The organism is Synechococcus sp. 8F6 (genome assembly GCF_002252665.1).
Classification (GTDB): Bacteria; Cyanobacteriota; Cyanobacteriia; order PCC-6307; family Cyanobiaceae; genus Cyanobium_A.
The window spans coordinates 70,011-94,652 of the sequence record NZ_NQKZ01000008.1; the positions used below are offsets into that span (position 1 = coordinate 70,011).

35 protein-coding genes are annotated in these 24,642 nt (G+C 64.9%); 17 read left to right on the forward strand and 18 right to left on the reverse strand.

What is annotated here, in order from left to right:
* Window positions 1–49: 49 nt before the first annotated feature.
* Window positions 50–1,114 carry an N-acetyl-gamma-glutamyl-phosphate reductase gene (gene argC, locus CJZ78_RS07670; protein ID WP_094560309.1) on the forward strand — a complete coding sequence of 355 codons (1,065 nt, stop codon included), beginning with the start codon at window positions 50–52 and terminating at the stop codon, window positions 1,112–1,114.
* 6 nt (window positions 1,115–1,120) lie between these two features.
* On the opposite strand, the gene purN is transcribed toward argC, so the two are convergent.
* Window positions 1,121–1,807, reverse strand: coding sequence for a phosphoribosylglycinamide formyltransferase (gene purN, locus CJZ78_RS07675; RefSeq protein ID WP_094560311.1), 687 nt, complete (start codon window positions 1,805–1,807; stop codon window positions 1,121–1,123).
* Window positions 1,808–1,813: 6 nt separating this feature from the next.
* On the opposite strand from purN, the gene CJZ78_RS07680 reads away from it, so the two are divergent.
* Genes CJZ78_RS07680 through CJZ78_RS07690 form a run of 3 tightly spaced genes read left to right on the forward strand, consistent with a single transcriptional unit; the run spans window position 1,814 to window position 4,833 of the window.
* Window positions 1,814–2,158: a DUF1257 domain-containing protein gene (locus CJZ78_RS07680; RefSeq protein ID WP_094560313.1), complete on the forward strand. Its 345-nt coding sequence runs from the start codon at window positions 1,814–1,816 to the stop codon at window positions 2,156–2,158.
* Between the two features lie 36 nt (window positions 2,159–2,194).
* Window positions 2,195–3,943: a M61 family metallopeptidase gene (locus CJZ78_RS07685; RefSeq protein WP_233128576.1), complete on the forward strand. Its 1,749-nt coding sequence runs from the start codon at window positions 2,195–2,197 to the stop codon at window positions 3,941–3,943.
* Window positions 3,940–4,833, forward strand: a complete 894-nt coding sequence (locus CJZ78_RS07690; RefSeq protein ID WP_094560317.1) for an N-acetylmuramoyl-L-alanine amidase — start codon at window positions 3,940–3,942, stop codon at window positions 4,831–4,833. Before CJZ78_RS07685 ends, CJZ78_RS07690 begins: the two co-directional genes overlap by 4 nt.
* Here CJZ78_RS07690 and CJZ78_RS07695 read toward each other — a convergent pair.
* The gene (locus tag CJZ78_RS07695) at window positions 4,819–5,562 is read right to left on the reverse strand and encodes a helicase DnaB (protein ID WP_369802036.1); all 744 of its coding nucleotides are present in this window, start codon (window positions 5,560–5,562) and stop codon (window positions 4,819–4,821) included. The two genes, CJZ78_RS07690 and CJZ78_RS07695, sit on opposite strands and share 15 nt — an antisense overlap.
* A gap of 249 nt (window positions 5,563–5,811) precedes the next feature.
* Between CJZ78_RS07695 and CJZ78_RS07700 the strand changes: the two genes are divergently transcribed.
* Together CJZ78_RS07700 and recQ are read left to right on the forward strand one after the other, a co-directional pair.
* Entirely contained in the window at window positions 5,812–7,407 is a 1,596-nt protein-coding gene (locus CJZ78_RS07700; protein ID WP_094560456.1) for a glucose-6-phosphate isomerase, read from the forward strand.
* 14 nt (window positions 7,408–7,421) lie between these two features.
* The gene (gene recQ / locus CJZ78_RS07705; protein ID WP_233128577.1) at window positions 7,422–9,287 is read left to right on the forward strand and encodes a DNA helicase RecQ; all 1,866 of its coding nucleotides are present in this window, start codon (window positions 7,422–7,424) and stop codon (window positions 9,285–9,287) included.
* Here the strand turns inward: recQ and CJZ78_RS07710 are convergent.
* The gene (locus CJZ78_RS07710) at window positions 9,253–9,435 is read right to left on the reverse strand and encodes a hypothetical protein (RefSeq protein WP_094560321.1); all 183 of its coding nucleotides are present in this window, start codon (window positions 9,433–9,435) and stop codon (window positions 9,253–9,255) included. The genes recQ and CJZ78_RS07710 overlap by 35 nt on opposite strands.
* Window positions 9,436–9,609: 174 nt before the next feature.
* On the opposite strand from CJZ78_RS07710, the gene CJZ78_RS07715 reads away from it, so the two are divergent.
* Window positions 9,610–9,753, forward strand: a complete 144-nt coding sequence (locus tag CJZ78_RS07715) for a high light inducible protein (RefSeq protein ID WP_094560323.1) — start codon at window positions 9,610–9,612, stop codon at window positions 9,751–9,753.
* 37 nt (window positions 9,754–9,790) lie between these two features.
* On the opposite strand, the gene CJZ78_RS07720 is transcribed toward CJZ78_RS07715, so the two are convergent.
* On the reverse strand, window positions 9,791–10,303 hold the full coding sequence (locus tag CJZ78_RS07720) for a TerB family tellurite resistance protein (protein ID WP_094560325.1): 513 nt from the start codon (window positions 10,301–10,303) through the stop codon (window positions 9,791–9,793).
* Between the two features lie 314 nt (window positions 10,304–10,617).
* Between CJZ78_RS07720 and CJZ78_RS07725 the strand changes: the two genes are divergently transcribed.
* Window positions 10,618–10,833, forward strand: coding sequence for a Nif11-like leader peptide family natural product precursor (locus CJZ78_RS07725; protein WP_094560327.1), 216 nt, complete (start codon window positions 10,618–10,620; stop codon window positions 10,831–10,833).
* 53 nt (window positions 10,834–10,886) lie between these two features.
* Here CJZ78_RS07725 and CJZ78_RS07730 read toward each other — a convergent pair whose 3' ends face one another.
* Window positions 10,887–11,135: a DUF1830 domain-containing protein gene (locus CJZ78_RS07730; RefSeq protein WP_094560329.1), complete on the reverse strand. Its 249-nt coding sequence runs from the start codon at window positions 11,133–11,135 to the stop codon at window positions 10,887–10,889.
* 178 nt (window positions 11,136–11,313) lie between these two features.
* Between CJZ78_RS07730 and CJZ78_RS07735 the strand changes: the two genes are divergently transcribed.
* Together CJZ78_RS07735 and CJZ78_RS07740 are read left to right on the forward strand one after the other, a co-directional pair.
* Window positions 11,314–11,916, forward strand: a complete 603-nt coding sequence (locus CJZ78_RS07735; RefSeq protein ID WP_094560331.1) for a hypothetical protein — start codon at window positions 11,314–11,316, stop codon at window positions 11,914–11,916.
* Between the two features lie 6 nt (window positions 11,917–11,922).
* On the forward strand, window positions 11,923–12,822 hold the full coding sequence (locus tag CJZ78_RS07740; RefSeq protein ID WP_094560333.1) for a GNAT family N-acetyltransferase: 900 nt from the start codon (window positions 11,923–11,925) through the stop codon (window positions 12,820–12,822).
* Here the strand turns inward: CJZ78_RS07740 and CJZ78_RS07745 are convergent.
* Complete coding sequence (locus tag CJZ78_RS07745) at window positions 12,792–13,136, reverse strand: hypothetical protein (protein WP_094560335.1); 345 nt, start codon at window positions 13,134–13,136, stop codon at window positions 12,792–12,794. The two genes, CJZ78_RS07740 and CJZ78_RS07745, sit on opposite strands and share 31 nt — an antisense overlap.
* Window positions 13,137–13,197: 61 nt before the next feature.
* Between CJZ78_RS07745 and CJZ78_RS07750 the strand changes: the two genes are divergently transcribed.
* Window positions 13,198–13,680 carry a tryptophan-rich sensory protein gene (locus tag CJZ78_RS07750; protein ID WP_315859672.1) on the forward strand — a complete coding sequence of 161 codons (483 nt, stop codon included), beginning with the start codon at window positions 13,198–13,200 and terminating at the stop codon, window positions 13,678–13,680.
* Here CJZ78_RS07750 and CJZ78_RS07755 read toward each other — a convergent pair.
* The 4 genes from CJZ78_RS07755 to CJZ78_RS07770 form a co-directional block, all read right to left on the reverse strand.
* Entirely contained in the window at window positions 13,658–14,230 is a 573-nt protein-coding gene (locus CJZ78_RS07755; protein WP_233128578.1) for a rhomboid family intramembrane serine protease, read from the reverse strand. The two genes, CJZ78_RS07750 and CJZ78_RS07755, sit on opposite strands and share 23 nt — an antisense overlap.
* Window positions 14,227–14,793, reverse strand: coding sequence for a hypothetical protein (locus CJZ78_RS07760; RefSeq protein WP_094560337.1), 567 nt, complete (start codon window positions 14,791–14,793; stop codon window positions 14,227–14,229). Before CJZ78_RS07760 ends, CJZ78_RS07755 begins: the two co-directional genes overlap by 4 nt.
* A complete protein-coding gene (locus CJZ78_RS07765; protein ID WP_094560339.1) occupies window positions 14,790–15,368 on the reverse strand; it encodes a PCC domain-containing protein in 579 nt (192 codons plus the stop codon). The genes CJZ78_RS07760 and CJZ78_RS07765 overlap by 4 nt, the downstream gene beginning before the upstream one ends.
* Before the next feature lie 74 nt (window positions 15,369–15,442).
* Window positions 15,443–16,396, reverse strand: coding sequence for a D-2-hydroxyacid dehydrogenase (locus CJZ78_RS07770; protein ID WP_094560341.1), 954 nt, complete (start codon window positions 16,394–16,396; stop codon window positions 15,443–15,445).
* A 78-nt stretch (window positions 16,397–16,474) separates the two neighbouring features.
* Between CJZ78_RS07770 and CJZ78_RS07775 the strand changes: the two genes are divergently transcribed.
* Together CJZ78_RS07775 and CJZ78_RS07780 are read left to right on the forward strand one after the other, a co-directional pair.
* Window positions 16,475–18,199, forward strand: a complete 1,725-nt coding sequence (locus CJZ78_RS07775) for a YdiU family protein (protein ID WP_233128579.1) — start codon at window positions 16,475–16,477, stop codon at window positions 18,197–18,199.
* Between the two features lie 308 nt (window positions 18,200–18,507).
* A complete protein-coding gene (locus CJZ78_RS07780; protein WP_233128580.1) occupies window positions 18,508–18,729 on the forward strand; it encodes a hypothetical protein in 222 nt (73 codons plus the stop codon).
* A 132-nt stretch (window positions 18,730–18,861) separates the two neighbouring features.
* Here CJZ78_RS07780 and CJZ78_RS07785 read toward each other — a convergent pair whose 3' ends face one another.
* The 5 genes from CJZ78_RS07785 to CJZ78_RS07800 form a co-directional block, all read right to left on the reverse strand.
* Complete coding sequence (locus tag CJZ78_RS07785) at window positions 18,862–19,146, reverse strand: 2Fe-2S iron-sulfur cluster-binding protein (RefSeq protein ID WP_094560462.1); 285 nt, start codon at window positions 19,144–19,146, stop codon at window positions 18,862–18,864.
* 89 nt (window positions 19,147–19,235) lie between these two features.
* A complete protein-coding gene (locus tag CJZ78_RS14665) occupies window positions 19,236–19,370 on the reverse strand; it encodes a hypothetical protein (protein ID WP_255373955.1) in 135 nt (44 codons plus the stop codon).
* Entirely contained in the window at window positions 19,370–20,197 is an 828-nt protein-coding gene (locus CJZ78_RS07790) for a transglutaminase family protein (RefSeq protein WP_233128581.1), read from the reverse strand. The genes CJZ78_RS14665 and CJZ78_RS07790 overlap by 1 nt, the downstream gene beginning before the upstream one ends.
* Before the next feature lie 109 nt (window positions 20,198–20,306).
* On the reverse strand, window positions 20,307–20,513 hold the full coding sequence (locus CJZ78_RS07795) for a hypothetical protein (RefSeq protein ID WP_233128582.1): 207 nt from the start codon (window positions 20,511–20,513) through the stop codon (window positions 20,307–20,309).
* Between the two features lie 493 nt (window positions 20,514–21,006).
* Window positions 21,007–21,195: a hypothetical protein gene (locus tag CJZ78_RS07800; RefSeq protein ID WP_094560347.1), complete on the reverse strand. Its 189-nt coding sequence runs from the start codon at window positions 21,193–21,195 to the stop codon at window positions 21,007–21,009.
* Window positions 21,196–21,361: 166 nt separating this feature from the next.
* Here CJZ78_RS07800 and CJZ78_RS07805 point away from each other — a divergent pair, with 166 nt between their 5' ends.
* On the forward strand, window positions 21,362–21,541 hold the full coding sequence (locus tag CJZ78_RS07805) for a hypothetical protein (protein ID WP_094560349.1): 180 nt from the start codon (window positions 21,362–21,364) through the stop codon (window positions 21,539–21,541).
* Between the two features lie 388 nt (window positions 21,542–21,929).
* Here the strand turns inward: CJZ78_RS07805 and CJZ78_RS07815 are convergent, their stop codons facing one another.
* The 3 genes from CJZ78_RS07815 to CJZ78_RS07825 all read right to left on the reverse strand — a co-directional run bounded on the left by CJZ78_RS07815 (window position 21,930) and on the right by CJZ78_RS07825 (window position 22,831).
* Window positions 21,930–22,187, reverse strand: coding sequence for a hypothetical protein (locus CJZ78_RS07815; RefSeq protein WP_094560351.1), 258 nt, complete (start codon window positions 22,185–22,187; stop codon window positions 21,930–21,932).
* Window positions 22,188–22,364: 177 nt separating this feature from the next.
* Window positions 22,365–22,544 (reverse strand): chlorophyll a/b-binding protein, encoded by a 180-nt coding sequence (locus CJZ78_RS07820; RefSeq protein ID WP_304442190.1) that lies wholly within the window; start codon window positions 22,542–22,544, stop codon window positions 22,365–22,367.
* Between the two features lie 14 nt (window positions 22,545–22,558).
* Window positions 22,559–22,831: an RNA-binding protein gene (locus tag CJZ78_RS07825; RefSeq protein ID WP_094560355.1), complete on the reverse strand. Its 273-nt coding sequence runs from the start codon at window positions 22,829–22,831 to the stop codon at window positions 22,559–22,561.
* A 561-nt stretch (window positions 22,832–23,392) separates the two neighbouring features.
* Between CJZ78_RS07825 and CJZ78_RS07830 the strand changes: the two genes are divergently transcribed.
* The 3 genes from CJZ78_RS07830 to CJZ78_RS07840 all read left to right on the forward strand — a co-directional run bounded on the left by CJZ78_RS07830 (window position 23,393) and on the right by CJZ78_RS07840 (window position 24,431).
* Complete coding sequence (locus CJZ78_RS07830; protein WP_094560357.1) at window positions 23,393–23,779, forward strand: hypothetical protein; 387 nt, start codon at window positions 23,393–23,395, stop codon at window positions 23,777–23,779.
* A 100-nt stretch (window positions 23,780–23,879) separates the two neighbouring features.
* Window positions 23,880–24,104, forward strand: coding sequence for a hypothetical protein (locus CJZ78_RS07835; protein ID WP_233128583.1), 225 nt, complete (start codon window positions 23,880–23,882; stop codon window positions 24,102–24,104).
* Between the two features lie 72 nt (window positions 24,105–24,176).
* Window positions 24,177–24,431 (forward strand): hypothetical protein, encoded by a 255-nt coding sequence (locus tag CJZ78_RS07840; RefSeq protein ID WP_094560361.1) that lies wholly within the window; start codon window positions 24,177–24,179, stop codon window positions 24,429–24,431.
* The last annotated feature ends 211 nt before the right edge of the window (window positions 24,432–24,642 follow it).

Here is a 24,642-nt window from a genome sequence, read left to right on the forward strand (position 1 = left end):
CGCAATCATCCTTTATAAAGCCCGGGTCGTCCTTCCCCGCGGCTCTGCCATGGCCAACAAGCGCGTTGCGGTGATCGGGGCCAGTGGTTACGGCGGGCTCCAAACCTTGCGGCTGCTGCACCAGCACCCAAACCTGGACGTCACGTTCCTGGGCGGCGAGCGCAGCAGCGGCAAGCGCTGGAGCGAACTGGTGCCCTTCCTGCCCCTGGCCGGTGACCCCGTGGTGCAGACCCCGGAGCCCGACGCCATCGCCGAGGCGGCGGATCTGGCAGTGCTCAGCCTGCCCAACGGTGTGGCGGCCCAGCTGGTGCCTCTCCTGCTCGAGCGCGGCGTGCGGGTGGTGGATCTCTCCGCCGACTACCGCTACAGCTCTTTGGCCCAGTGGCAAGAGGTGTACGCCACCGAGGCCCGCCAGGTGCCCCGCAGCGACGGCGACCTGTGCAGTGAGGCTGTCTACGGGCTGCCGGAATTGGAGGCGGATGCGATCCGTCGCGCCCGCCTGGTGGCCGCCCCCGGATGCTTCCCCACCGCATCACTGTTGGGGCTGCTCCCCTTTTTGAAGCAGGGCTTGATCGACACCGGCGGCATCGTGATCGACGCCAAGACCGGTACCTCCGGCGGAGGACGGGCCGCCAAGGAGCACCTGCTGCTGGCCGAGTGCTCCGAGTCGGTGGCGCCCTATGGCGTGGTGGGCCACCGCCACACCAGCGAGATCGAGCAGTTGGCGGGTCGAGTGGCCGGCCGCGAGATCCAGCTGCAGTTCACGCCCCACCTGATGCCGATGGTGCGGGGTCTGCTAGCCACCGTGTATTGCCGCCTGCGGGATCCGGGCCTCACCGCTGAAGACTGCGCCACCCTGCTGGCCTCGGCCTACCGCCAGGCTCCCTGCGTGGAGGTGCTGCCGGTGGGCACCTACCCCTCCACCAAGTGGGTGCGCCAGACCAACCGGGCCCTGCTGTCGGTGCAGGTTGATCCCCGCACGGGCCAGCTGATCGTGATGGGCGCGATCGACAACCTGGTGAAGGGTCAGGCGGGCCAGGGGGTGCAGTGCCTGAATTTGATGGCGGGCTTGGAGTCCACGACGGGTCTGCCGTTATTGCCCTTCTATCCCTGAGCCCGCTCAGCCAGGCTTGCCAAGCTGCTGGGCGGTGAGGGCTACGGCCAGGGGCAGGATCCGGTGCTCCTGCATCTGAATCCGGCGGGTGAGGCTGGCGTGGTCGTCGCCAGCCAGCACGGGCACGGCCGCCTGCACCAAAATTCTGCCGGCATCCACCTCCTCGCTCACCAGGTGGGCCGTGCAGCCGGCCAGGGTCACCCCGGCCGCCAGGGCCTGACCTACCGCATCGAGGCCCCGGAAGCTGGGCAGCAGGGAGGGATGAATGTTGAGCAGCCGGTCTGGGAAGGCGCCGATCAGAGTGGGGGTGACCACCCGCATCCACCCCGCCATCACCACCAGATCCACGGCAGCTGCCTGAAAGCTGGCCACCAGGGCCCGGTCGAGCTGGTCGCGGCTGGGATGGTTCCGGTGATCGTGCAGCTGGCAGGGAATGCCCAGCCGCTCAGCCCGCTGCTGGGCACCGCAGCCGCCGTTGTTCACCACCAGCAGGGCCACTTCGGCCTGGAGGTTGCCTTGCCGGCAGGCCTGCACCAGGGCCTCGAAGTTGCTGCCGGCACCGGAGGCCATCACCCCCAGCCGCAGGAGGCCGGGCTCCGGTGCGCAGGCCGTTGCATGGGCTTCTCGGCAATCCGGTGGCAACGGCCACTGGACGCAGGGCCCTTGATCGCTAGGGTCTGAAAAAGCGGGCATTGTGCCGTGTCCCACCTCTCCATCCTGCCAACCGTGCTTCGCGATGCCGAGGGACTCGCAGCCAGCCTGGCGGCTCTGGGCCATTCCCCGGAGTGGGGCGGCCAGCTGGAGGGTTTCGCCGGCGAGACCCAGCCTGTCGACTTGCAGGTGACCCTTTCAAGTGGCGTGCAGCTCGGCTGGACGCGCCACACGGATGGATCCCTTGCCTTGGTGGGCGATCTGCAGCGGCTGAGCCGCTCCCAGACCCTGCAGCGTCTGCTGGGCGCCATCACCCGCCGCTACGCCGCTGAGATGGCCCTGCGCGAAGCGGCCAGCCAGCTGTCGGGGGCCCAGGTGAGCGTGGTGCTCTGACGCCTGCTTGTGCCAGAGCGATCCGTGCCAGAGCCCGTGCCCGCGTTTCACCTGGATCTCACGGCCTGCCACCAGCACCTGGTGCGGGTGCGCCTCAGCCACACCCCCAGTCGTTCCTGTCTGCGCCTGTCTCTGCCGTCCTGGACCCCGGGCTCCTACCTGATCCGCGACTATGTCCGTCAGCTTGAGGGGCTGACAGTCAGGCAGGGGGGGCGGACCCTTGAGCCCCGTCGACTCACCCCGAGCCGTTGGCAGCTCGAGCTGCCCAGCCTCGAGCCGCTGGAGATCCACTACGCGGTGCTGGCCACCGAGCTCACGGTGCGCACCTGCCACCTTGACGGCGACCATGGCTTTCTGGCCTTGGCGGCGGTGGCCCTGGAGCTGGAGGGGGAGCGCTGGACGCCCCACCGGCTGCAGCTTTCGCTCCCGACTGGGTGGCAGGCCTTCGTGCCCCTGCCGGAGGCCCCGCAGGGCGATGCCACCGGGGCTGAAGGCGGCGGCTGGCTGGCCCGCGACTTCGATCAGCTGCTGGACACGCCGGTCGAGGCCGGCCCCCACCGCGCCCACGCCTTCAGCGTTGCCGGCGTGCCCCACCGCTGGGTGAGCTGGGGCTCCGATCTGCAAGGACGTGATCCCGTTGACGCCGATCCGCGCTGGCTTAAGGATCTCGAGCAGGTCTGCCTGGCCTGTTGCCGCCTGATGGAGGTGGAGCGGCCGGCGGCGGATCACTACCTGGTTGTGCTGCACCTCACCGACAGCGGCTATGGCGGCCTGGAGCACGATCTCAGCACGGTGTTGCAGTTCGGTCGGCGGTCTTTGGGCCGACCGGAGGGGCGCCGCAAGTTGCTGCAGCTCGCCGCCCACGAATACCTGCATCAGTGGAACGTGCGGCGGTTACGCCCCGCCGAGCTCACGCCCTATCGCTACGACCAGGCGGTGGTGGTCCCCACGCTTTGGTTCGCCGAGGGCGTGACCAGCTATGTCGATCAGCTGTTGCCCCACAGCGCCGGGTGCAGCACCGAGAAGGAGGTGCTCGAGGATCTGGGCGCCGACTTGAGCCGTTACCTGCTCAGCCCTGGCCGGCGGGTGCAGAGCCTGCGCTCCAGCAGCGAGGAGGCCTGGGTGAAGCTCTACCGGCCCGATGCCTATTCGCCGAACAGCCAGATCAGCTACTACCTCAAGGGAGCGGTGCTGGCCCTGGTGCTGGATCTGCACCTGCGTCGCGTTGGGGCCTGCCTGCCCCAGGTGCTGCGCGAGTTGTGGGCCAGCCATGGGGCTGGGGGCCGGGGTTACCGGGACGTGGATCTGATCGATGCGTTTGCCCGCCATGCCGCCGATCTGGCCGTGCTGCTGCCGCAGTGGCTCAACAGTTGCGACGATCCACCGCTGCAGGCCTATCTGGCGGATGTGGGCCTGCGGCTGGAACCCCAGCTGGCCCCCAGCCAGGAGTTGGGCTGCCGGCTGGAGCCTGGGGCCGCTGGCCTGACGCTGCAGCGGGTTGTCCGCGATGGCCCAGCCGAGCGGGCGGGCCTGGCCGTTGGCGATGAATGGCTCGCCCTCGATGGCATGCGTGTGCGCAACGTCGACGACATCGCGGATCTGCTTCGGCCGGAGCGTCCTCTGAGTGGCCACGCGTTGCTGTTTTGCCGGGACGGACGGGTGCGCACCACCACCCTCCTGCCCGAGGCGCCAGCCGTGGAGCGCTGGACTCTGGATCTGGACCCCGCATCCGGCGAGGCGACGGCACCCCAGCGCCAGCGGTGGCTGACCCTGGAGGTCCCATGACCGCCTCCCCCCGCCCCCTGTGGTTGGCCCTGGCCGCAGGCGCCATGGTCGCCCTGGGGGGAATGGGCTGGTTGGCCCGGGAGTTGTCGGCAGAAGCCAGCGGCGGCCGCAAGCGCCCCAGCCTGCTGGAGCTGCTGGAGGAGGTGCGTCAGCCGCCCGCGGCTCCGGAGCCGGGCCGGCGTGCGGCCCCGGGCCCGCCGAGACAGGCCAGCTGGCAATCGCCTCTGCGCAGCAGTTGCACGATCACCGATCCCGCCCAACGCACCCGGCTGCAGGCCCTGGTGAGCGAGGTGCAGACCTCGCCGGCCCGGGTCCAGATCCACCCCACCAACTACGGCGAGCGGTTCATCCGGGATGCCTATGGCAACCCCATCGACCCCACTCCCCAGCTGGTGGTGCTGCACGAGACGGTGTACGGGATCGGCTCGGCGATCAACACCTTCCTCACCCCCCATCCGCGCGATGACGACCAGGTGAGCTACCACTCCCTCATTGGTGGGGATGGCTCAGTGGTGCAGGTGCTGGATCCCGCCAAGCGCGCCTTTGGCGCCGGCAATTCGGCCTTCAATGGCCGCTGGGTGGTGACCAACGCCAAGGCGAGCGGCTCTGTCAACAACTTCGCCTTGCACGTCAGCCTGGAAACGCCCCTTGATGGCGAGGGCCAGAATCCGACCCACAGCGGCTATTCCGCGGCCCAGTACGACGCCTTGGCGGCCCTGCTGGCCGGCTGGATGCAGCGCTACGGGATCCCGGCCGACCACATCACCACCCATCGAGCCGTGGATCTGGGCGGCGAGCGGGCCGATCCCCGCAGTTTTCAGTGGTCAGCCTTGCAACAGCGCCTCCAGAACCTGGGAATGCTGTGTTCTGGCCGATCAGATCAGGGGTGAAGGCGCCGCTTTGCGCCTGGAGTACATCAGGGCGTGCAGCTCGGCATCCTGCATGGCGCGCAGGATGCGGCGGGGGTAGTCGAGCTTGCCGTTGTGCAGATAGGCCAGGGTGGCCAGCGCTTTGGCATCCCGTTGGCTCTTGCTGGCCTGCAGCTGGCGCTTCGGCAAGTTCAACTCCCGGCTCAGGCGCGCGAATTTGCCCACCAGCAGCACCACGTTCTGCTCGGGGTCGAGCAAGGCATCACGGGCCTGGCTGATCTCGGCATCGGAGGCATCGGGCTTCAGCAGACCCTGGTGGACCATTTCACCCAGGCCGAGCTGGGCCGGGCCGTGGGTGCTGAACAACCCGGAGTGGGCCGCCAGGGGCAGATCTTCGCCGGGCTTGGCGTGGCGCATTTCGTCGAAGAGAATCGCCGCCACCAGCATTGGATTCACGCGTTGGCGTTGGCTTTCGGCCAGGATCACTGGCCTCAGATCGGCGATGCGCCCAAGGGTGTGGGAGCGCAGGGGCTCGAGTTGGTCGATGCCGCTGGTGAAAAGCTGGGCCAGCCGTGGCTGGGGGCCGTGCACGCCAAAACGCCGCTTTAATTCGCTGAGCTCGGCTGCCGAGAACTGCAGGGGGTCGACTTGGTCGCTTGCGCCTTGGGCGGTGCTGATGCTGCCGCTCAGACCAGGGTCAAGCAGCAGCAGGGGCTTGCTGGGGCCACCGGTGAACGGCAGGGTAGCCACGGCCAGAAGGGCTGCCGTCAGCCCAGTGGGGCGCCGAACCCCTACCAGGCGCTTGCCCCAGGCAAGCCAGCTCCGGTGGCTGAAACGGTTCGACACACAAGTCTTAAATTCCCAAACTGATCTTAAGGAATTGTCTGGGTTTTTCTTGGCCCAGGGAACGGTCTGACGTCCGGCCCCTGCTCCTGCGCTGGTGCAGGGCGGGGTTCAGGCGTAAGTTCTGTCGACGTGAGCGGCCTGAGCCGCAAGCCCATGCTTGCCAATTTCGATGGCTCCAGTGCTGAATCCCAGTGGCAGCGCTTCTGCGAGCTGCTCTGGTACGAGGAGGATCTCGGCATCTGGCTGGATGTGAGCCGCATGGCGATCGGCCAGGGCGACCTCGACGGCCTGGCTCCTCGCTTCGAACAGGCTTTCACAGCCATGGCAGCCCTTGAGGCCGGGGCGATCGCCAACCCTGACGAACAGCGTCAGGTGGGTCATTACTGGTTGCGCACGCCCAGCCTGGCTCCGGAACCCGCCATTGCCGCCCACATCGACGCGGAGGTGGAACGGATCGCAGCCTTCGGCCAGGCGGTGCTGAACGGCAGCCTCAAGGCTCCCAACGGCCAGGCCTTCACCGACGTGCTCTGGATCGGCATCGGTGGTTCCGGGCTGGGGCCGCTGTTGATGGTGCGTGCCCTGCAGGACGCGGGTCAGGGGCTCCCCTTCCATTTCTTCGACAACGTCGATCCAAATGGCATGAGCCGCACCCTGGCGGCCCTCGACAGTCGGCTGGCCACCACGTTGGTGGTGGTGGTGAGCAAGTCGGGCGGCACGCCGGAGCCCCACATCGGCATGGAGCAGGCCCAGTCCCGGTTGGAGGCCCGCGGTGGCCAGTGGGCCGGCCAGGCGGTGGCCGTCACGATGCTGGGCAGCAAGCTCGATCAGCTGGCTGTTGCGGGCCAGTGGCTCCGCCGTTTCGACATGTTCGATTGGGTGGGCGGACGCACCAGCATCACCAGTGCGGTGGGGTTGTTGCCCGCGGCTCTGATCGCTGCCGACATCCCTGGTTTTCTGTCCGGGGCCTCCCGCATGGATGCGCTCACCCGGCTGGCCGACCTGCGTCGCAACCCGGCGGCCCTGATGGCGGCCTCCTGGTATGTGGCTGGTCATGGCCGGGGCCAGCGCGACATGGTCGTGCTCCCCTACCGCGATCGCCTGGAGGTGTTCAGCCGCTACCTGCAGCAGCTGGTGATGGAAAGCCTGGGCAAGAAGCACGACCGCAATGGCCAGGTGGTGCACCAGGGCATCGCGGTGTATGGCAACAAGGGCTCCACCGACCAGCACGCCTATGTGCAGCAGTTGCGCGATGGCATCGACAACTTCTTTGTCACCTTCATCGAGGCCCTGGAGGAACCCAGTGATATCCCCCCGATCGGCGATGAGATCCCCGGCGATTTCCTCGATGGCTTCCTGCAGGGCACCCGCTCTGCCTTGATGGAGGGCGGCCGCCAGAGCCTCTCGATCACCCTGCGCCGCTTTGATGCCACCTCTCTCGGCGCCCTGATCGCCCTGTTTGAGCGCGCCGTAGGCCTCTATGCCGAACTGGTGAACATCAACGCCTACGACCAGCCCGGTGTCGAGGCCGGCAAGAAGGCGGCTGCCGAGATCCTGGCGCTGCAGGGGCGGCTTGAGGCGCTGCTGGCGGATGGCCAGGAGCGCAGCCTGCAGGAGCTGCAGCAGGCCCTCGGCGCCGAAAGCCCTGAGCCGCTCTTTTGGATCCTGCGCCATCTCTGTGCCAACCCCCGCGGTTATCGGGCCAGCGGTGCGTGGGGACAGCCCGCGGCGATGCGCTTCGCCAAGGCCTGAGCCGCGCCGCTGCGATGCCAAGCCGAGTGATGGCGGGCCTGCCCTCTCCCGCGCAGGTGCTGCAGGAGGTGTTCGGCTATGGCGCCTTCCGGGGCCCCCAGCAGGAGATCGTCGAGCACTTGGTGGCGGGCGGTTCGGCGCTGGTGCTGATGCCCACGGGTGGGGGCAAATCGCTCTGCTATCAGATCCCCGCCCTCTGCCGCCCCGGTATCGGCGTGGTGATCTCGCCCCTGATTGCCCTGATGCAGGACCAGGTGGAAGGCTTGCGCCAGGCCGGGGTGCGGGCAGCTGCGCTGCATTCGAGTTGCTCCGCTGAGGAGAGCGCTGCCACCTGGAGCGCCCTGCGGACCGGTGCGCTCGACTTGCTCTACCTCTCCCCCGAGCGTCTGTTGGCCCCGGGCACCCTGGATCGTTTGGCGGTCCTGCCGATCGCTCTGTTTGCCATTGATGAGGCCCACTGCGTCTCCCAGTGGGGCCACGATTTCCGCCCCGACTATCTGCAGCTGGCGGTGTTGGCCCAGCGCTTTGGCGATGTGCCGCGGCTGGCCCTCACCGCCACCGCCGATCCCCGCACCCGCGAAGAGATCCGCACCAGGCTGCAGTTGGAGCAGGGCCGGGTGTTTCTGGCCAGCTTCGATCGGCCCAACATCCGTTATGTGCTGCGCGACAAGGATGATGCCCGCTGTCAGCTGCTCGAGCTGTTGGCCGACCACCGCGGTGAGGCGGGGATTGTGTATGCCCGCTCCCGCAGCCGCGTGGACCGTTTCTGCCGCGACCTGCAGGCCGCCGGCTACGACGCTGTGGCCTACCACGCCGGTTTGGATGCGGCCCAGCGCAGCGCAGCCCTGGAGCGCTTTCGGCGGGAGAGCGGCGTGATTGTGGTGGCCACGATCGCCTTCGGCATGGGCATCGACAAGCCCGATGTGCGCTTTGTGGCCCACGTGGATCTGCCCAAGAGCCTGGAGGCCTATTACCAGGAGACGGGCCGGGCGGGCCGCGATGGTCTGCCGGCGCTCGCCTGGATGGTGCACGGAGCAGGGGATGTGCCCCAGCTGCGCCGGTTCATCGACGACTCCGACGCCGAGCCCGTTCAGAAGCGGATTGAGCACGGCAAACTCGACGCCCTGATCAGCTTCACGGAGGCCAGTGGTTGCCGCCGTCAGGTGTTGCTGGCCCACTTCGGTGAGGGGCTGGCTCAACCCTGCGGCAACTGCGATCTCTGCCTGGAGCCGGACACGGCGGTGGATGTGACCGAGCCGGCCCGCAAAGCCCTTTCAGCGGTGTACCGCTGCGGCAGTCGCTTCGGGGCGGCCCATCTGGTGGATGTGCTGCTGGGGGCGGACACCGCTCGGGTGCGTGAGCTCGGCCACCAGAACCTGAGTGTGTATGGCATCGGCCAGGAGCTCGACCGGGGCCAGTGGCGCAGCCTGTTTCGGCAACTGGTCGCCCGCGGCCTGCTGCATTCGGACCCTGACCGCTATGGCGCCCTGGGGTTTGGCGCTGATGCGCTGGTGAAGCCTCTGCTGCGGGGCGAGCAACAGCTGCTGCTGCGCCTGCCGCCCCCCAAGCGGGAGCGGCGACGCCAGCCGTCTGCTGGCACGGCACCCCTTCCTGCGGAGCTCAGCCCCGACGACGCTCCGTTGCTGCAGGCGCTCAAGGACTGGCGACGGGAGCAGGCCCGTAGCCAGGGGCTGCCGCCCTATGTGGTGTTCCACGACCGCACCCTGGTGGAGGTGGTGGCCCGCCAGCCCAGATCGCTCCAGGCCCTGGCCGAGATCAGCGGCATCGGCCAGGCGAAGCTGGATCGCTACGGGACGGCGTTGCTGGAGGCGCTGGAGCTGGGCCTCAGGGCCGGGGCAGGCGGCAGCCCAGCTGGATGACGCCCTGGTCGAGCAGGCGACCCAGGCGCAAGGCGGTGGCTTCTTCGACCCGGTTGAAGTCGTCCTGGTGCTGGGTGAGCCAGCTCAGTTCGGCTGGGGCGATGACCCCGGTGCTGAGGGCTTCGAGAAACACGGTTCCAACAGACATGGTGGAGCGGTGCGGCTTCGCAGAAGTTTGCTCCGTTGATCCTGGAGTGACCGGACCTCAGTCTTTCGTAACAGTGCGAACGTGCGGCAGATGCGCCGATTGGCATCCGGAGATACATCCGGGAGCCCCACCCACCGTTACGTTGTCGCAAAGTTTCGTAACAGACTTCCAGTCATGACTGATTCCTCCCCGCGCTATGGCTTCGTCGCCTTTGCTGAAACCTGGAATGGCCGCATGGCCATGCTGGGTTTTGTGATCGGCCTCGCGACCGAGCTGCTCACCGGCCAAGGCATCCTCCGCCAAATCGGCCTGGGCTGAGATCAGGTTTCGCACCCCTCGCTCAGAGCCACTGCATCTAGAGCCACTGCATCCCGGGGGTTTCGAGCATCTCATGGCTGGGCCAAGCGCCCAGCCCTGAGAATGCCGCCCCCAGCAGGGCCCAGATCCCTTTGCCGCTGGACAACTCCTGCTCAGCAGCCCACTCCGCTTCCTGAATCTCGGCCTCGGTGAGGCGAAGTCCTTCCACCAGCTGGCGGTAAAGCACCTTTTCCTGGGGATTGATCGCGGCGCTGTCCTTTGGGCGTTGGCTCACCCTGGCCATCATGTAAGCGAGTTTCAGGGCCAGAAGCCGGTCCTCGGCCACGGTCAACCGCGCCATCAGCTCGTCCAGCAGCGTTCCATCCACGGTCCAGGCTTCCAACAGACGAGCCGCTTCCTCGCTGGCATCGGCGCCGTTTTCCGATGAGAAGTAGCGCGCCACCAACTGTTCAAGCAGGCGTTTCTCTTCTGCCGAGACATCTCCGTCCACCCAGGCCACGCAACAAACGATCTGAAGCAGATCCAGCTGGCGTTCGCGATCGCTGGCCATGGCCTGGAGTCACACAGATCCACCATTTTGAGCGGCTGCGAGCGCTCGTTGCAGCATTGGGTTTCGTGCGCTGCATTGGTGCGCCGTAATCACCCCCGGATGGGGGCAGACAGCCTGCTCCGCCGGGATGACGATGGAAGACAGAACGACACACACACCAAAGGAGGGGGCATGACCTGTTTGGGACGCACCTGCCTTAAGTGGCAGGCCGATGGTGAACTGACAGCTTTGGATCGGCAGCTCGTGCTGCAGCGCTTGGTGCTGGTGGATCAGGATGCCACCGATCTGCTGAGCCTCCTCGCCGACGACCTGCCATGTCCCTCGCTGAGTTGAAGGCCTTTCTGACCAAGGTTCAAGATGACGCGGCCCTGAGGGAGGCGGTCAAAGCCGCTGCAACGGCCGACGACGTAGCCCAGATCGGTGCAGGCCTGGGCTATGAGTTTTCTGGAGACGAACTGCTGCGGATATCGGGCCAGAAGGTGGGCCGGGTCACAGTGACCAAGCAGGACATACCGGGCGAATACAACTGAGGCTTTGGCTCGGTTCCTTGGTTGATTGCTGGTTCGTTTGAAGTTGGCGTTGCTCAGGCAGCGACGGCTGCTGTATCGGCAGGCTGGTTGACCTGCTGAACCAACGTTCGGGCATCAAAGCGCTCCAGCAACTCCGCCCCCCCGAGACCGTGGGTCCAGAGCTCCACATCGGCATTGCCGGGCGCCTGGAAACACCAGTCTTCAAAGGGAAAAATCACCTTCTCGAGAAAGTAGGCCTCAGCACCGATACAGCGCAGGATTACCAGTTGGGCGCTGCAATTTCGGTAGAGGCAGGGTTCCATGGCCCGGGTGTCCTCTGATCGCACCGACCCTGCGGCAGTGCGAGCGCAGCTTCTGTGCCGATGCACACCATTCTGTGGTTTCTTCCCGCCAGGGCCCAATCCATTGGCTAGACATCGCTTAGCGATCGAGATCTCCATGGCCAGGGTTCATCCCACCGCGTCACTGACAGGTCTTGTTTTGGGCCTGCTGACGGCCGCCCCTTGGCTGGACGCGGCCCTGGCGCGCCCGATGCGCGGCGGCGGCCTCGGCGGACCCGCCTCCGGCGCCGGGGTTCGTCCAGGGGCGGGCTGGGGTGCCCCCGGAGCTGGGGTGCGGCCCGGGGCAGGCTTCGGCGCACCTGGGGTTGGGCTGACCCGGGCACCCGGGGTTTCGGCCTGGAATCCGGCCTGGGGGCGGCGGGGCTACTGGCCTGCCCGCACCTGGTCCACCGGCTGGTATTGGCCCTATCCGGCTGCCTGGCCCTGGTGGCGCACCAGTTCAGCGGCCTGGGGTGTCACCAGTCTGGCCACAGCCGCCGTGATCACCAGTGCCGTGGATGCTGCCGCCGACCAGCAGTCCACCGTCATCGTTGTGCCCCAGACCAGCCTGCAGCTCGATTACGGCTCGATTCAGGCTTTGCCCCCCAACGGGGTGCAATTTGCCGTTGCTGCGGCCGGCATGCCTTACGCCACGGTCACGAGCGACTGCAAGCAGGGCCTGATCAACGGCGTCCCGCCCACCACGGCCGACCAGGCGCAGCTGCTCAATGCCAGCTGTCAGATCGCCTGCGGCTCGGTCTGAGGGCGGGTGGCCGCTTCACGGCTGCAGATTCGGGCTCTCAACAAGGGGGACCTGCCCCTGGTCACCGCCTGGGCACGGGCTGAACAGTTCGCGCCGGGCCGCGGGGATTTCGCCATCTACCGCCATACCGATCGCCAGGGGTTCTGGGTGGGCTGTCTTGATGGCCGTCCTATCGGTTGCATCGCCGGTGTGCGCTACAACGCCGAATACGGCTTCATCGGCCTGTTTCTGGTGCAGCCCGAGTACCGCGGCCAGGGCTATGGCCGCCAGCTCTGGTGCCATGCCCTGGCGCATCTCGAGGGCATCCCCTGTATCGGCATCGAGGCGGCAACGGATCGCATTGCCGATTACGCCAGCTGGGGCTTTGTGGCGGCTTCTCCGACCCGACGTTGGCAGAGCATCGTGGAGGAGCGAGCACCCGTTGAGGGCAATGCCTCGGGCCAGGCCGCCGCGGCGGAGGGGCTCAGCCTGGTGGAGGGGCCGGCGATTCCGGATGCGGCCGTGCAGGCCTACGACGCGGTGCGGGAGCCCAGCCCACGCCCCCATTTCCTGGCCGACTGGCTGCACCATCCCGCTGGCACGGTGCTGGCGTTGATGGATGCGGCGGGGGCCTGCCATGGCTTCGGGCGGATTCGCCCCTGCCTGCTGCAACGGGGGGAGGGTTGGCGGATTGGCCCCCTGCTGGCCGACACGCCAGCCCTGGCGGTACGCCTGCTGGAGGCCCTGATGGAGCGCCATCCCGGCGTGGTGTTGATCGATGCCCCGGGGGCCAATCCCCAGGCTGCTCCGCTCCTGCAGCAGCTTGGCTTTGCCGTGGTGGGGGAGAGCCTGCGGATGGTGCGAGGCGTGCTGCCGGCGGTGCCCCTCAACGACGTTTATGGGTTGGCCTGCCTGGAGCTGGGCTGAGCCCGGCGGGCCGCCAGGCCCGCTTCGGTGGCGGTGATGCCCGCGAGCGCCAACAGTCCGGCCAGACCGATCAGTTGGTTGCGCTGCACGAGGTCGGGCATCAGCCCGGGATCCACCTTCTGGCCCAGCAGGGCGCCAGCCACAAACCAGGCCGTGGCCACCGCGGAGGTGATCCAGTAGGCGCGCCAGCGACGTTGATAGATGTAGCCAGTGCCCAGGCCGGGCACCAGGTTGAGCACCACGGCTACCCAGGGGCTAGAGGCAGCCAGGATGGTTTGTGGGCTGGGCCGATCGACCTGGCTGGCTGGCTGCATGGCTGCGACGTGTGGTGCGTTGTGACTTGGCTTAGCGCAGCGCCGCCGGTGCTGCGTCAGGGTGGGGGTTGACGAGCCGCGCGCCGTGCTGGCAGGCCTGATGATTCTGCTGGTGATGACGGGGGTGGCGGGAGTGCTGAACCCCAGTCGTCAGGACTTTGCCTGGTTCATTCGGCTACGCCGGCCCCGCTGGTTGGTGTTTGAAGGCTGGATCCCGGTGATCTGGCTGCTGATCTATGCCTGCTTCGCGGCTTCAGCCTGGCTCACCTGGCAGGCCTCCTGGAGCGCACCCTGGATGGTGGCGTATCTGGTGCAGTTGGTGTTGGTGCAGAGCTACACCCTGGCGATCTGCCGCAGCCGCAGCCTGGGTGCGGGCACGGCGATCGGCTTTGCCGGCTGGGTGTGGGGCATTGCCCTCACCCTGGGGGTGTCAACGCTGAGCTCCCTGGCCGCTGGCCTGCTGGTGCCCTATCTGCTCTGGAGTCCGGTGGGCACGTTGGTGACCTGGCAGATGCGGCAGCTCAATCGCGGGCGACGCCCGTAGCCGCGAGCAAGCCGCCGGCGAAGCCACTGAGGTGGCCGATCCAGCTGACGCCGGGCGGCGAAAAAATTGGCAGCAGGCTTGGCAGCACCCCGGCGTAGGTGACCAGGGCCAGCACCGACAGGGCCAGCGACAGGGGACGCTTCTCCAGCCAGCCGATCAGCAGCAGGTAACCCAGCAGGCCATACACCACGCCAGAGAGCCCATGGCTGCCGTTGGGCCAGAGCAGCCACACGGGAATGGCGGTGGCGTACACCCCCAGCCAAACGGCCAGGTAATCGCGGCGACCGCGCAGCAGCACCAGCCAGGAGAGGGGCAGAAAGGTGAGGGAGTTGGCCAGCAGGTGGCCGAAACCGCTGTGGCTGAAGGGAGCCGTCAGCACGCCCAAAAATGAGCCACCAGGCGTCATCGGCAGATTCCAGCGCCCACCAAACACCAGCTGATCCACCAGTTCCTGCAGCCAGGGGATCAGCAGGATCACCACGGGGATCACCAGGTTGAAACCAGCTCGGGCGATCCAGCGATCCAGGCGTTGGGGCAGCGATTCACTCACGGAACAGGCACGACGCTGCAGCGCAGCATGGCAAGCGCTTCATCCGGAAGGCCGAGGAAGCGATCCAGCCAGGGGTCTCCGCTGGGTGGCACCGTGGCGACGCCCACCAGCAAGGTTTGGCCATCCGCGTCCAGGGGTTGTCCGCTGGCCCGGTGGCGCAGGCCCTGGGCCGCGGTGCTGCTGAGCTCCGTGTCGATCTGCAGAGCGGGGGGCTGGTAGAGGCCTGCGAGGTTGAGGTGAAAGCGAGCGCGAAATCGCAGCGTCAGGCTGGCAGTGGCTGGATCCCAGTGGCCCGCTAGCTCCTCGGGCTCGATGTGGATGGCCAGCCCTGGTGGCAGCGGCAGCCCCAGCACCCGGGTGGTGCGCCAGCAGAGCGGCGGAATCACCAGGCTCGCCGGCGCAAACACCAGCGCCTGGCGGCCAGTGTGATCGGCGGCATCGAGGTGTCCGAGGCCACCGCCTCCACGGGCGTCGTAGCGGAAGCGGGGATAGCCGGCGATCGCCAGGCCGCAGCCCGCTGTGGTGCTCAGCTGCAGCTGGCCGCTGCTCGGCCAGGCGCTCACAGGCCGCGCAGGGCTTCCAGTTCCCCGCGGCTGTGCAGCTCGGCCAGGGCGTCGTAGCCGCCGATGGCCACGCCATCGATGACGATCTGGGGCACGCTGCCTTCGGCAGTGGGCTGGATTTCCAGGAAAGGAATGCCGAGGGTGCGCAACATGCGCAGGGCCCGCCGCGAGAAGGGACAGCCCGGCAACGTGGCGATCTCAACGCGCGGTTTAGCGATCATCCGCGGGTGGGTCAGCTCCTGGGCCGGCTCGGTGAGGAACCCCACCAGCAGGTCGGCGCCGCGCAGCACCAGGGTGCCGTGCTCGAGATGGCCGCCCCACACCTGGCATTCGGCATCGGAGAGGCTCAGGTGCAGGTGAACACCATCCGGCGAGAGGGTGCCCTGCAAGGTGATGACTTCGAGTTCGCCCTGGAGCACGGTGGGGGCGGTTTTGCCGGGGCAGGCGAAGGCCGCCTGGGAGAGGTTGCCCACCACACTCAGCACAAAGCCACCGGCCTGATGCTGCTGGGCCAGCTGCTCGAGGCTGCGGCGCACGTCGCTGCCGGCCTCAAGGTGGAGCGGCACGGCATGCATGGTGCGAGCGGAGCGGGAGTTGGGGGCAGATTACGCCGGTTGCATGCTGGTGCCGTTGCAGAGGAGGGATGGCATCAGGTCACCACGTGTTGCGGCGTGCCGGCGAGGAACGCGGCAATGTTGGCAGCCGAGAGGGTGAGCAGCCGGCGGCGGGCGGCCCTGGTGGCCCAGGCGATGTGGGGGGTGATCACGCAATGCTTCGCCGTGAGCAGTGGATTGTCGGCCGGGGGAGGTTCCACGGAGAGCACATCGAGGCCGGCACCGGCAAGGTGGCCGGCGTTGAGGCCAGCCGCCAGATCTGCTTCCTGCACTAAGCCGCCCCGGGCTGTGTTGATCAGGTAGGCCGTCGGCTTCATCTGGGCAAGCCGGATGGCGTTCACCAGATGCTCGGTGTCGGCGGTGAGCGGACAGTGCAGGCTCACCACATCACTCTCGCCAAACAGGCGATCGAGGTCGACGAAGGCGCCGCCCTCCGCGATGGTGCCTGCGCCACTGCGCCGGTTGGCGAGGATGTGCATGCCGAAGGCCCGGCCCACGCGGGCCACCGCCGCGCCGATCTCGCCGTAGCCCACGATTCCCAAGGTGAGGCCGGCGAGCTCTTGCAGGGTGCCATCCCAGTAGCAGAACTGCTTACTGGCACTCCAGCGCCCTTCGTGCACCGTGCGGTTGTGGTGGCCGGTGCGGTTGGTGAGCTCCAGCAGCAGGGCGAACACCGCCTGAGCCACTCCAGGCGTGCTGTAGGCCGGCACATTGCACACCGTGATGCCGCGATCCTTGGCCGCTGCAACGTCCACCACGTTGAAGCCCGTGCCCAGCACGCTGATCAGCTTCAAATGGGGCAAGGCAGCGAGCACATCCGCCGGCAGCGGAGTTTTGTTGGTGAGCACGATCTCGGCAGCGCCGATGCGGGAGATCACCGCCTCCGCCTCCGTGTGGTCAAACACGGTGCACGGGCCGAGGGCCTCGAGTTCAGCCCAGCTCAGATCGCCGGGGTTGGCCGTGTAGCCATCGAGGATCACGATCTGCATGGTGGGGCGGAGGCTGGGGTTGCGGTCGCGATCCGTACAGCTCTTGATAGGCCATTGATGAGCAGCTTCATAGAGATGATGACCTCAGCGACCGGGCTGGCCCCGGCAAGCCCAGAACCTGAGAGAGCCGTGCTGATCACAACCTTCCCGGAGTTCGTCCAACGGGCCGACTATTCGCTCCTGGAGTCGCTGCAGGGCGATCCCCAGGCGAGCGGCGATGGCCAGGATCACCGGCCCCGCGAGGTGTTCTCCGGTCATTTTGTGCCGGTGACGCCCACCTCGCTGCCAGATCCGGAGTATGTGGCCCATAGCCAAGCCTTGTTTGATGAACTGGGCCTGAGCGATGGGCTGGCCCACGACGACCAGTTCCGCCGTCTGTTTTCCGGCGACATCAGCGTGGCCACAGGGCCGATGCGCCCGTATGGCTGGGCCACCGGCTATGCCCTGTCGATCTACGGCAGCGAATACATCCAGCAGTGCCCGTTTGGCACCGGCAACGGCTACGGCGATGGCCGGGCCATTTCCGTGTTTGAAGGCTTGTTCAACGGCAAGCGCTGGGAACTGCAACTCAAAGGCGGTGGCCCAACGCCCTACTGCCGCGGCGCCGATGGACGGGCGGTGCTCCGCTCCAGCGTGCGCGAGTTTCTGGCCCAGGAGTTCATGCACGCCCTCGGGGTTCCCACCTCCCGCTCGCTGACGCTTTATGTGTCGCGCGCTGAAACGGTGCGGCGGCCCTGGTACGCGCCGAACTCCAGCTCGTTCGATCCCGACATCCTGGTGGACAATCCCGTGGCAATCACCACCCGGGTGGCGCCCTCGTTTCTGCGGGTGGGTCAGCTGGAGCTGTTTGCCCGTCGCGCCCGCAGCCAGGCCCATCCGGATGCGCTACTCGAGCTGCGGATGATCGTGGCGCATCTGATCGAGCGCAACTACCGGGCGGAGATTGATCCGAGCCTGGAGTTCAGGGATCAGGTGGTGGAACTGGCGGGCTTGTTTCGCGGGCGGCTCACCGCACTGGTGGCGAATTGGATCCGCGTGGGCTACTGCCAGGGCAATTTCAACAGCGACAACTGCGCTGCCGGTGGCTACACCCTCGACTACGGCCCCTTCGGCTATTGCGAACTGTTCGACCCCCGCTTCCAACCCTGGACCGGCGGCGGCGAGCATTTCTGCTTCTTGAATCAACCGGTGGCCGCCGAAGCCAACTTCCAGATGTTCTGGGCCGCCATCCGGCTGCTGCTCGCAGACCATGCGGAGGCCCTGGAGCGGCTGGATGCGATCCGCGACAGCTTCGTCGCAGCGATGCAACAGGAGCTCGAGACGATGTGGGCCAGGAAGCTGGGCTTGAGCAGTCCCGATGCCGCGCTGGTGAACGAGCTGCTCGAGCTGATGGTGGCGTCCAAGGCGGATTACACGATCTTCTTTCGGCGGCTCTCCGAGATTCCCGAGCAGCTCTCAGCCCTACAAGCGAGCTTCTATCTGCCCAGCTCCGAGGAGCTCAAGGTGCAGTGGGAGAGCTGGCTGCAACGGTGGCGGCATCAACTCAACGCCAACGGCAACCTCAGCGAAACCTCCGCAGCCATGAAAGGGGTCAACCCCGCGATCACCTGGCGCGAGTGGTTGGTGGCGCCCGCCTATCAACAGGCTGAACAGGGAGATACAACCCTGATCCAGGAGCTTCAGGAGGTGTTCAGCCATCCCTACGACGCGCCAGCAGCCGAACTGGCGGCGACCTACGACCGGCTCAAGCCCAGGGAGTTCTTCAATGCGGGTGGCGTGTCGCATTACAGCTGTTCGTCCTAGGCCGATCGGGATCGGCGCAGGCCCTGCCAGCTGTCAGGGCTGGCCATGATCCCTGCGTGGTGGCGGCTGAACCCGGAATCAGCAAACCACCCCAGTGCAGATGCCGACTTGGTCCCTGTGCTGTGCGGTAGGTCACAGCTTGCTGATTCGTTATTTTTTCTTTTTTAAATGCGTGACTTTTCAAGAACCTGTTGCACAGGCCACAGCAGCCAGGCGAGTGGAAGCTGTGCAGTGAATGACTGTCACCAAAGATTCAAGGAGCTGCTTCTCCGCAACTGGTGATTTCTCAACGTCTGCAGACCTCAACAATGACAACCTCCCCCAGTACCGCGGATGGGTTTGCGGCGGTGGCTTTGGCAGCGCTCTGCTGGGATGGCGTGATGAGCGCAGCGGGAGCTCGCTCCCTTCGCCACGCTTTGGATTACCGCCTGCCTTTTCGCGATTACAGCGATGGCGAGATGGCGCAATTGCTGGATAGCCTGTTAGGGCAATTGCGCACACAGGGAGCCGAGCATCTGATGGTGAGCTGAAGGTGGATGAGCGAAATATTCTCAATAATCTTGCCGCGGTTCTCAATCTGGAGTAGTCGCTCACAGACGACATCCTCCAGGTGATGGATCCTCCAGGTGATGGATGTGCTGCATGGCAGCCTGGAATGAGCACTACGCCAGGTCTTCCTCTGCGTTGGCGCGAATCGTGCAATCGCTCAGCGGGTAGCTGACGCAGAGGAGTGCAAACCCCTTCTCGATCTGGTCGTCGTCCAGATAGGACTGATCGGATTGATCAACCTTGCCCGCGATGAGCTGGCCGGCACAGGTGCTGCAGGCGCCTGCCCGGCAGGAATAGGGGAGATCAATGCCCTGCTCTTCGGCGGCATCGAGGATGTAAGCGTCGTCTGCGCAGGGAAAGGATTTGCCGCTCTCAAGCGTGATGGTGAAAGTGGGCATGGCGATCAAAGTAGGTTTCTCAAGCATGGGCTCCCTGGATCGGCATGGGCTGTGCTGAGCACTACCACTTGGCGTGAGCCTGCATCTGTTCAGCAAGACACAGCTGAAGGCTGCTCACCGCTGAGCCACTGCTCCAACGGAGGCAGCTGGAGTTGCTGGTTGCGATCGAGGCCCTGCAGCTCGTCCAGGTTTCTGGCTGTGCGCACCTCCACGGCGTAGCGCATCAACGAGCCAATGCCGGTGCCGCGGTAGCTGCCGCTGACAGCAGCGGCCAGGCTTGGTGATCGGGGGCAGCGGTGAGCGCCACATGCCCGTCTGCCACGGCCAAGCCAAGGCTGGGGTCATAGCCCCGCCAACCTGCGCCGGGCAGGTAAACCTCCGCCCAGGCATGTAGTTCGTGCTCGCTCACTTCCGCGGGGTGGTGCATCGAGTAGCCGCTGACGAATCGAGCGGCAAGACCGAGACTGCGACAGGCCGCCACAAACAGCATGGCGGTGTCACGGCAGGCGCCGGTCCGCGTTGCGAGCGTGTCGACAGGGGGCATCGGCTCACCGTCGGGCCGTCCCACGTGTTGAAAGCCATGGTGGATCGTGTCGGCCAGATGCATCAGGAAGTCGGTGGTTGCGCCATCCACCTCTGAGGCCAGTGTCGCTGCCCACTGCTGCACCGGCTTGGCTACAGGCTGGCTCCCGGCCAGGCAGGCAAGCAGGGATCGAGCCTCGGCAGACGGATAGGCAGCCGGCAGAACCAACGCCGGTGGATGGGTCACGATCCAATCGAAGGGGTTGGCGCGTGTGGTGCGCACCACCATCTCCACTTCGATGCTGAGCTCGTGCTGCAACGGGTCAAACCAAAGCACAAGGGCTTCGCCACCATCTGCCTCCAGCACGCGGCTGCTGCCGCTTGGTTGGGGCTGCACCCTCAGTTCGTGATGCAGGAGCTGCTGGGCTGGGTCGTTGCGAGGAGCTAAGCGAAGTGTGGTGGGCTCAAGAAATACGGGTTGCCCATAGACGTAGCGCAGAGCATGACGAATGTGAAAAAGCATGGCCATCAGAGCCTACGTCGATCTAGCTGTGCAGCTCACACTGCGACCCAGATGTCCATTAAATGGATCTATGAATTGTCGTTGTGAGGGCTCAGAATGCTTGGCTTGAACACTTTTATTTGAGATCCCAAACCCGCTGCCAGCCGTAGGAGCCGAGATAGCCTGAAAATGATTGGGCTTCGGCAATTGAGGCGAGAGAGACGCTTTCAACTGCCTTGCGCTCTCCGTTTTGCTGAGGCACTTCGTGAATTGCCTTGTACTCACGATTTGCGAATTGGTAAATAATCCACTCGCCCCTGTAGGGCGTAGAGGTGTGTTTCAAGGTTGCAATCTTGGGAGGTAGATAAACTGGATTCATTTATAGGGTTGCGAAGGTTTGTTTGGGAATGCTCTGTATTCATTATATCTTGGAGGCAAAGCCATTGGAAATGGACTCGAACAAGTAAGTATCTTTTCCGTTGGCTAAGCAGAGGAGTGTCTGGCGAATGCCTGAGGCTGAAAATTAAATTACAGGCAATCTTGTGACGAGTGCCTGGTGTCTGTCTGTATCCAAAGGCACTAGCTTTGACTCTCTTAATGATGCACCGCTGCTTGGCAATGGTAGAGCAGCGCCAACCTGCAAAGAACAAGGAATTAGTCGTGTTTTGAATGCATCGGATTGGATGCCGTTTTGAGACAAGTGCCGACGATCAGGATGTCATAAAGAGAGTCAAGAAAAAGCTTGAGAAGCCCCTCGTAAATCCTTAGAAATGAACAATTCTTTGTGCCGAATGCCTAGGGTTGAATTAGCATCGCTACTGTCCGCGAGCAACTGATCACTCCTTGGGCGCCTTGGGTGTCGGGGGAAGCCGCTGCTCCACCTGTAGAAAAACCAGCCAGGCCACCCCTGCCGTGATGCCGCCTGTCCAGTCGTTGCGTAGCAGCTCCACGATCGACACTGTGCTGGCACCGATGCGCAGGCCGCGCAGCAGAAAGCGGCCGAGCTTCTCCATACGGGGGCCCATGGGCTTGTAAGGCAAAACCAGATTGGCGCAACTCGCCGTGAAAGCCAGGTTATTGATGGCATGACAACTGGTTTTTGTGTGTCTCACCATCTACGGGGCCATGTGGAATGGCGCCTAGCAGCAGAGTCGGGCCTAGCCTGAAGCAGAGCTCCACGCCAGGTTTCGCTTGAACAAGATCACCGGACCATTGCGCAGGGCCTTGGTCTATGGCGCGATCAGCTATGGCGGCCTTGTGTTGATCAACAACGCAGAGCTCGACCTGCCGAATATGTGGATCGCCTATCTGCCGATGTTTATCGGGGTCTATGTGCTGACCCAGTGGTTGGATCGCAAGATCGGGGGTTGACAGGCCCTGCGTCAACCCCAAATCCCGGCTCAACTGTGCTAGTACAGGTGTACGCCTCAGAGTTTTTTATGGGCGTTCCCCTTCCCCGGCCGGCGGCTCTGGCGGCCAGATTCGAAACCCCAGTCGAGGAGTGGCCTTACCTCGAAGCCGATACGCTTCTCAGGGCTCGCAGCCGCAAGGTCTGCATCCCGGTGCTCACCTGCCAGCTGCACCAGGGCCTGATTGCCCATGGCGAGCACCTCACGAGCCGATGCCAGGGCTGGACTTCAAGCCACTCCGCTACGACCGCTGGAGCCAGAGCCTGGAGCTGACCCTGGCTGGCGGGCGTGTCCGCCGCAGTGGACGCCGCCACCATCGCCTGCTCTCACTCGCGTCATCACCTGAACTCCTAGACGGAGACCAGGGTGCCCCGACGCCGGCCGAGGGGCTCGATCCAGTCGTTGGCGATTTGCTTGTGCTGGAGCAGCCGCGATGGGATCCGGCAGCCGGGATTGACCACCCCAGCATCAAGGAGGCGGCCCAACCGCAAGGCGGTGGCTTCCTCGGCGCGTGAAAAGCGGCCCTGGCTGCGGGCTACCCAAGCGATCTCGTTGTCTGTGATCACCCCTGTGGTGATCGCCTCAAGGAAAACTTCGCCAAGGGTCACTTGCTTTGTAACGACTTCTTCATATGTTGTCGCGAGGGCAGGCAAGGCGTGGCGCCATCAGGGGTTTTTCGGGTTCGCTTACCCGAACTTCACGCCTCAACAAAAAACCCCCTGGACTGAGTCCAAGGGGGAAGGGCCAGGTCGCTGGGCCGGCTGAGCACCACCACCAGGTATGGATCAGCCCAGGCCGAGTTGACCAAGGATGCTCTGGCCGGTGAGCAGCTCAGTGCCCAGACCGATCACGAAGCCGAGCATGGCCATGCGGCCGTTCCAGGTTTCGGCGAATGCGACGAAACCAAAGCGGGGAGAAGAATCAGCCATAAGAGTTAAAGGTGTTTGTTGTAGTTGTGATGTGATGTGCTGGAGTCAGCTCACCAGCGGGCGCCGCCCGCTGATGCGGTCGGGCGGGGTTCTGCCTTGTTGACGCGGATCATCCGGCCCATCCACTCCACGTCCTGGAGGGCTGTGATGGCCTTGGTCTCGTCGTTGGCGTCTGCCATGTCGATGAAGGCGAAGCCACGCTTGCGGCCGGAGTCGCGATCAAGCGGCAGGCTGCACTTGCGCACCGAGCCGTATTCGGCAAACAGGTGCTCGAGGTCCCCTACTTCGGCATCGAAGGAGAGGTTGCCTACGTAAATGGTCATAAATGGAATCGAACTTATGAATTGGATTCGATGAAAGCCCTGAAGAAAGTCGCTGGCCGAGTAGAGATCAGCAGGGGCCTAAAGCCCGTGGAACCCGCCGCCTGGAAAAGAAACCCGCAGAAGAGTGGTCGTTGAATCAGCTCCACGCTACACCACGACAGTGGACGCCTGCAGAATCGTCCACTGCCTGATTGGGGGCTTGCGTCGGACGGGCGAACGCATATCAAAAAAGCGCCGCCAGGGCGACGCTTGGAACTCCCTTCATCGCCCGGCAGGAGCGACTGATTTCAGTTGCACGATCAGGGGAAAGTGAGGCAAGGCATCTTCTGAATCAATACAGATTTGCACCCTGTGTGTTGATTTAATTCGACAGATTTCAGAGGGTCACTGCACCTTGCAATGTGTTTTCTTTGCCTGCTGACCCAACGCCCGCCTGGCTATTGACTGGCAGCACGAATTCATAACGGTCATGAGATTGCGGTATTGCCTGTTCTGTCCTTCGTGAGTAAAGGCGTTGCTCAACTGGCTTCTTAAGCAGTTTCAGAAGCCTGCGGCTGCCCGATGCAAACCGTCGCCAAGGCACGGCAGTATTTCGGTCTTCATCTGCAAGAGTCGATCGAGATGACGGCTGTTCCCCAGGCTCTTGGCATCAGCCAAGACTGCCTAGATGTCAGCTTTGAGCAGGTCCGGGGGATGACACCAGCCCAGGCCCTGCTGGAGCAGCGCCTCAACGGGTTGTTTGCTGCCCTCACCGATCAGCCGCGCCAAGGCCTGAGGCGCGCCATCCAAGCCTGCGTTCTGGATGGCACCGCCGGTGTTGTGGCGCTGTTTGAGCAAACTTTTGGCATCGACATGCCGCTGTTCTTGCTCACCTGCCGGCGGGCAGCAGATGACCGGTTGTTCCGGCTGGATCACCCGGAGCCCGAGGCTCTGGTGCTGCCCACCTGAGGCGCTTGGGTGGTCATGGCCTGGGTGTCGACTCGCGCCGCGCACGACCTGCCGCCAGCATGGGCTCACCAGTGATCTTGTCGTGCTTCTGAACCCCTTCTTGCCATTCAGCACGGCCAAGGTGTTGGCCCTCAAGGCCACCCTGCTCCTGCTGCTCACCCTGCTGATCAAGGCCAGGGTTCAGATCGTCACCGGTTCGGCCATTGGAATCTTCCTGTTGCTGCTGCAGACGCTGGTGTTTTTCGCCATCAGCGGTGGCTTGGTTCTGGCGGCAGGTGGGGCAGCTCTTTACGCCACACAGCAGCGCCGGACGGCGGTGGCCTGATCGGCAGCCAGGGGATCGCTTTGTTTCATCGCCAGGATCACAAGGCATCCTTGGAGAACGTGAGGACAAACCATGAGTGATCACAGCCAACAGCTCACAGCCCGAGAGATGGTGCGGGCGCACGCCTACCTTGTTCTGGCTGCCATCAGCAGCCTCAGCCTGCTGACCCTTGCCTTGTTGCAGATTCCTGGGGCCGTCAAAGACCATCGTTACAACCTCTGCATCGATGAGCAGATCAAGCTCAGACATTCCAGCAACCTCACCGGCCAGGACGGCCCCGGCAAACTGATCTATCTCAAGGCGGTGCAGCACTGTGAAGGCCTCTGATCTTCCGCTGATCGATGATCTGCAGCGGTTCAGTGCTGATGCCGTTGATCGCACTACCCGACTGGATCCAGCCCGCTCCCGGCACCAAGGAAGCACCATCACGGTGATATCCGCATGGGGGACGCGAGCTGCTTCTGCGTGATGCTGCCAGGTGCGGATTGAAGCCTTTCGGCAGGTGATCAGCTGCGGGATCAGCCCGCTTGGCGCTCAA

Coding starts and splice junctions, on each gene's coding strand:
- CJZ78_RS07745 (WP_094560335.1), bottom strand. CDS start 13,136: ATGCAGCCAGCCAGCCAGGTCGATCGGCCCAGCCCACAAACCATCCTG.
- CJZ78_RS07770 (WP_094560341.1), bottom strand. CDS start 16,396: ATGCAGATCGTGATCCTCGATGGCTACACGGCCAACCCCGGCGATCTG.
- CJZ78_RS07830 (WP_094560357.1), top strand. CDS start 23,393: ATGCAAACCGTCGCCAAGGCACGGCAGTATTTCGGTCTTCATCTGCAA.
- CJZ78_RS07720 (WP_094560325.1), bottom strand. CDS start 10,303: ATGGCCAGCGATCGCGAACGCCAGCTGGATCTGCTTCAGATCGTTTGT.
- recQ (WP_233128577.1), top strand. CDS start 7,422: ATGCCAAGCCGAGTGATGGCGGGCCTGCCCTCTCCCGCGCAGGTGCTG.
- CJZ78_RS07780 (WP_233128580.1), top strand. CDS start 18,508: ATGACAACCTCCCCCAGTACCGCGGATGGGTTTGCGGCGGTGGCTTTG.
- CJZ78_RS07725 (WP_094560327.1), top strand. CDS start 10,618: ATGTCCCTCGCTGAGTTGAAGGCCTTTCTGACCAAGGTTCAAGATGAC.
- CJZ78_RS07785 (WP_094560462.1), bottom strand. CDS start 19,146: ATGCCCACTTTCACCATCACGCTTGAGAGCGGCAAATCCTTTCCCTGC.
- CJZ78_RS07710 (WP_094560321.1), bottom strand. CDS start 9,435: ATGTCTGTTGGAACCGTGTTTCTCGAAGCCCTCAGCACCGGGGTCATC.
- argC (WP_094560309.1), top strand. CDS start 50: ATGGCCAACAAGCGCGTTGCGGTGATCGGGGCCAGTGGTTACGGCGGG.
- CJZ78_RS07765 (WP_094560339.1), bottom strand. CDS start 15,368: ATGCATGCCGTGCCGCTCCACCTTGAGGCCGGCAGCGACGTGCGCCGC.
- CJZ78_RS07700 (WP_094560456.1), top strand. CDS start 5,812: ATGCTTGCCAATTTCGATGGCTCCAGTGCTGAATCCCAGTGGCAGCGC.
- CJZ78_RS07840 (WP_094560361.1), top strand. CDS start 24,177: ATGAGTGATCACAGCCAACAGCTCACAGCCCGAGAGATGGTGCGGGCG.
- CJZ78_RS07690 (WP_094560317.1), top strand. CDS start 3,940: ATGACCGCCTCCCCCCGCCCCCTGTGGTTGGCCCTGGCCGCAGGCGCC.
- CJZ78_RS07790 (WP_233128581.1), bottom strand. CDS start 20,197: ATGGCCATGCTTTTTCACATTCGTCATGCTCTGCGCTACGTCTATGGG.
- CJZ78_RS14665 (WP_255373955.1), bottom strand. CDS start 19,370: ATGCGCTACGCCGTGGAGGTGCGCACAGCCAGAAACCTGGACGAGCTG.
- CJZ78_RS07730 (WP_094560329.1), bottom strand. CDS start 11,135: ATGGAACCCTGCCTCTACCGAAATTGCAGCGCCCAACTGGTAATCCTG.
- CJZ78_RS07825 (WP_094560355.1), bottom strand. CDS start 22,831: ATGACCATTTACGTAGGCAACCTCTCCTTCGATGCCGAAGTAGGGGAC.
- CJZ78_RS07775 (WP_233128579.1), top strand. CDS start 16,475: ATGACCTCAGCGACCGGGCTGGCCCCGGCAAGCCCAGAACCTGAGAGA.
- purN (WP_094560311.1), bottom strand. CDS start 1,807: ATGCCCGCTTTTTCAGACCCTAGCGATCAAGGGCCCTGCGTCCAGTGG.
- CJZ78_RS07800 (WP_094560347.1), bottom strand. CDS start 21,195: ATGGGCCCCCGTATGGAGAAGCTCGGCCGCTTTCTGCTGCGCGGCCTG.
- CJZ78_RS07715 (WP_094560323.1), top strand. CDS start 9,610: ATGACTGATTCCTCCCCGCGCTATGGCTTCGTCGCCTTTGCTGAAACC.